Source organism: Polaromonas sp. P1_G4 (genome assembly GCF_056405475.1).
Genome location: NZ_JBFUCA010000436.1, coordinates 1 through 3,747, shown reverse-complemented (window position 1 = coordinate 3,747; position 3,747 = coordinate 1). Strand labels below are relative to the sequence as shown.

2 protein-coding genes are annotated in these 3,747 nt (G+C 62.2%); both read left to right on the top strand.

Annotation, left to right across the window (positions count from 1 at the left end; genetic code table 11):
• Positions 1-81: 81 nt before the first annotated feature.
• Positions 82-1,425 carry an NAD(P)/FAD-dependent oxidoreductase gene (locus tag AC1D1X_RS18190; protein WP_477698823.1) on the top strand — a complete coding sequence of 448 codons (1,344 nt, stop codon included), beginning with the start codon at positions 82-84 and terminating at the stop codon, positions 1,423-1,425.
• Between the two features lie 138 nt (positions 1,426-1,563).
• Positions 1,564-3,747 (top strand): ATP-dependent helicase (locus AC1D1X_RS18185; RefSeq protein ID WP_477698822.1); only part of this gene is annotated, 2,184 nt, incomplete at its 3' end.

Sequence of the window (3,747 nt, the reverse complement as noted above, 5' to 3'; positions counted from 1 at the left end):
GTGTTACCCTGCGCGCAGTCTTTCACAATTGCAGCGGCATGCCTGGCATACCGTTGCGCGAACCCATAGCCAATGCCTGCCATGAACGAAATCCCCACTTCTACCTCCACCTGTGACGTACTGATTGTGGGCGGCGGTCCGGCCGGCTCCACCATTGCAGCCTTGCTGGCCGCCCAGGGGCGCGACGTGGTGCTGCTCGAAAAAGCGCACCACCCGCGGTTCCACATCGGTGAATCGCTGCTTCCGGCCAATGTCGAGCTTTTCGAACGCCTGGGGGTGCGCGACCAGGTTGACCGCATCGGCATGCCCAAATGGGGCATTGAGTTTGTTTCGCCCGAACACGCGCACTGCAGCTACATCGAATTCGCCGATGCCTGGGACAAGTCCATGCCTTCGGCCTGGCAGGTGCGGCGCTCTGAACTGGACGAACTGCTGTTTCGCAACGCGGCGACGCGTGGGGCAAAAACGCTCGAAGGCTGCACCGTGCGCGATGTGGTGTTTGACGCGGAAGGCGCCACCGTGCAGGCGGAGCTGGACGACGGCGCGAAGCGCAGCTGGCGGGCCCGTTTTGTGGTGGACGCTTCCGGACGCGACACGCTGCTGGCGAACAAGCTGCGCTCCAAAGCCAAGAGCAAGGAACACAACAGCACGGCGCTGTTTGGCCATTTCACGAATGTCGAGCGGCTGCAAGGCAAGCGCGAAGGCAACATCAGCATCTGCTGGTTTCCCCACGGCTGGTTCTGGTTTATTCCGCTGGCCGACGGCACCACCAGCGTTGGCGCGGTGTGCTGGCCGTATTACCTGAAGTCGCGCGAAAAGCCGCTGCGCGAGTTCTTCATGGACACCATCGCCCTGGCCCCGGAGCTGAAACGGCGCCTTGCCAATGCCACGCTGGTCGATGACGCGGTGCACGCCACCGGTAATTTTTCGTACAGCAGCACCCATGCCACCGGCGACCGCTACCTGATGCTGGGCGATGCATTCACCTTCATCGACCCGATGTTCTCTTCAGGCGTTTACCTCGCAATGCACAGCGCTTTTGACGGCGCCGAGCTGGTGGCCACTGCGCTTGACCAACCGGCCGACCTGCCCGCTGTGCGCAAAAGCTTCGAAGCCATGATGCGCAAGGGCCCCAGGGAGTATTCGTGGTTCATCTACCGCGTGACCAACCCGACCATCCGGCACATGTTCATGCACCCGGCCAATCCGCTGCGCGTCAAGGAAGCCCTGCTGTCGCTGCTGGCCGGCGACATTTTCGGCAAGACGCCTTTCTGGGGCCGGCTGCGCATGTTCAAGGCGATCTATTACGGTATTTCGCTGGCGAATTTCCGCCGTACCTGGGACGGCTGGAAGCGCCACCGCATGGCCATCCGCGACGYGGGAGCGCTCAAGGGTGAGACCATCCTGAAGACGGACGCGAGCTAGAGCCCCCACGGTCGCTCACTGCGTGTAGCCCCGAGGCCTTGCAGGCCGCGGCCCCGGCTGGTGAAGAGAAATCTGCCTCCGGCGTACGGGGAGTATCCCGGCACCGTGCTGGTACCGTTGATCTTTCTACAATGGGGGATGTTCCCAGAAGTCCCCAGCTCCCCTCTCCTGCAAAACCTCAATCCGGAGCAACTCGCAGCGGTCACGCTGCCCAATACGCATGCGCTGATTCTGGCCGGCGCCGGGTCCGGCAAGACCCGGGTGCTGACGACACGCATCGCCTGGCTGCTGCAAACCAGCCAGGTGTCGCCCGGCGGCATTCTGGCTGTCACCTTCACCAATAAAGCCGCCAAGGAAATGATGGCGCGCCTGTCGGCCATGCTGCCGGTGAATGTGCGCGGCATGTGGATAGGCACCTTCCACGGTTTGTGCAACCGCTTTTTGCGCGCCCACTACAAGCTGGCCAACTTGCCGCAGAGTTTTCAGATTCTCGATACGCAGGACCAGCTCTCGGCCATCAAGCGCCTGTGCAAGCAGCACAACGTTGACGACGAACGTTTTCCGCCCAAACAGCTGATGTGGTTTATTGCCGGCAACAAAGAAGACGGCCTGCGCGCCAAAGACGTGCAGGTGCGCGACGAAGAAGGCCGCAAGAAGGTCGAAATTTATGCGCTGTATGAAGAGCAGTGCCAGCGCGAAGGCGTGGTCGATTTCGGCGAGCTCATGCTGCGCAGCTACGAACTGCTGCGTGACAACGTCCCCGTGCGTGAGCACTATCAGCGGCGTTTTCGCCACATTCTGATCGACGAATTCCAGGACACCAACAAGCTGCAGTACGCCTGGATCAAGATGCTGGCAGGGCAAGGGCCCGATGCGGCCCAGGGCACGGACGCCATGCCCGGTGGCTCGGTGGTGGCCGTGGGCGACGACGACCAGAGCATTTACGCTTTTCGTGGCGCACGCGTGGGCAACATGGCTGACTTTGTGCGCGAGTTCGATGTCAAGCACCAGATCAAGCTCGAGCGCAACTACCGCAGCTTCGGCAATATTCTGGATTCAGCCAACGAGCTGATCAGCCACAACAGCAAGCGCCTGGGCAAGAACCTGCGCACCGAAGCGGGGCCGGGCGAACCGGTGCGTGTGTATGAATCCACCAGCGATTTTGCCGAGGCCCAGTGGTTTGTAGATGAAGTGAAGCAACTGGTGCGTGACGGCACCGAGCGCAAGGAGATCGCGCTGCTTTACCGCAGCAATGCGCAAAGCCGGGTGATGGAAACCGCGCTTTTCAATGCCGGGGTGCCTTACCGCGTCTATGGCGGCCTGCGCTTTTTCGAGCGCGCTGAAATCAAGCATGCGCTGGCTTACCTGCGCTTGCTGGAGAACCCGCACGACGACACCAGCTTCATGCGTGTCGTCAATTTTCCGCCGCGCGGGATTGGCGCGCGCAGCATTGAGCAGCTGCAGGATATTTCGCGCGCGGCCGGCTGTTCGCTGTACGACGGCGTGAGTGCCGTGCCGGGCAAGGCAGGCGCGAACCTCGGCGCCTTTGCCGCCAAGATCCAGGTGCTGAGCGAGCAGACCACGGGGCTGACGCTGCGGGAGATTATCGAGCTGGTGCTGCAGCACAGCGGCCTGGAAGAACACTACAAGACCGAAAAGGAAGGCCAGGACCGGCTGGAGAATCTGGCCGAACTGGTCAATGCCGCCGAGTCTTTCGTCAGCCAGGAAGGCTTTGGCCGTGATGCCGTTGCGCTGCCGGTCGATGAACTGGGCGGGCGGCTCACGCAGTCGCCGGCCAGCCAGGGGCTGGATGCGTCCGCGCCGCTCGTCAGCGAGCCTTTGCCCGAGGCCCTGGCGCCCGACACGGAAACCGGTGAAACGCTGTCTCCGCTGGCGGCCTTTCTCACGCACGCCGCGCTGGAGTCGGGCGACAACCAGGCCCAGGCCGGACAGGATGCGGTGCAGCTCATGACCGTGCATTCGTCCAAAGGGCTGGAGTTTGACTGCGTGTTCATCACCGGCCTGGAAGACGGCATCTTCCCGCACGAGAACTCCATGAGCGACCGTGACGGTCTGGAGGAAGAACGCCGCCTGATGTATGTCGCGATCACGCGCGCGCGCAAGCGCCTGTACCTCAGTCATTCGCAAACCCGCATGCTGCATGGTCAGACGCGCTACAACCTCAAGAGCCGGTTTTTTGACGAGTTGCCGGAAGCCGCCCTCAAGTGGATCACGCCGAAGAATCCCGGTTTTGCGTCGGGAATGGGTTCCGGCGGATGGCCTGGTGCTAGCAATTCAGGAGCTGGTGGCGCACGTGGAGAT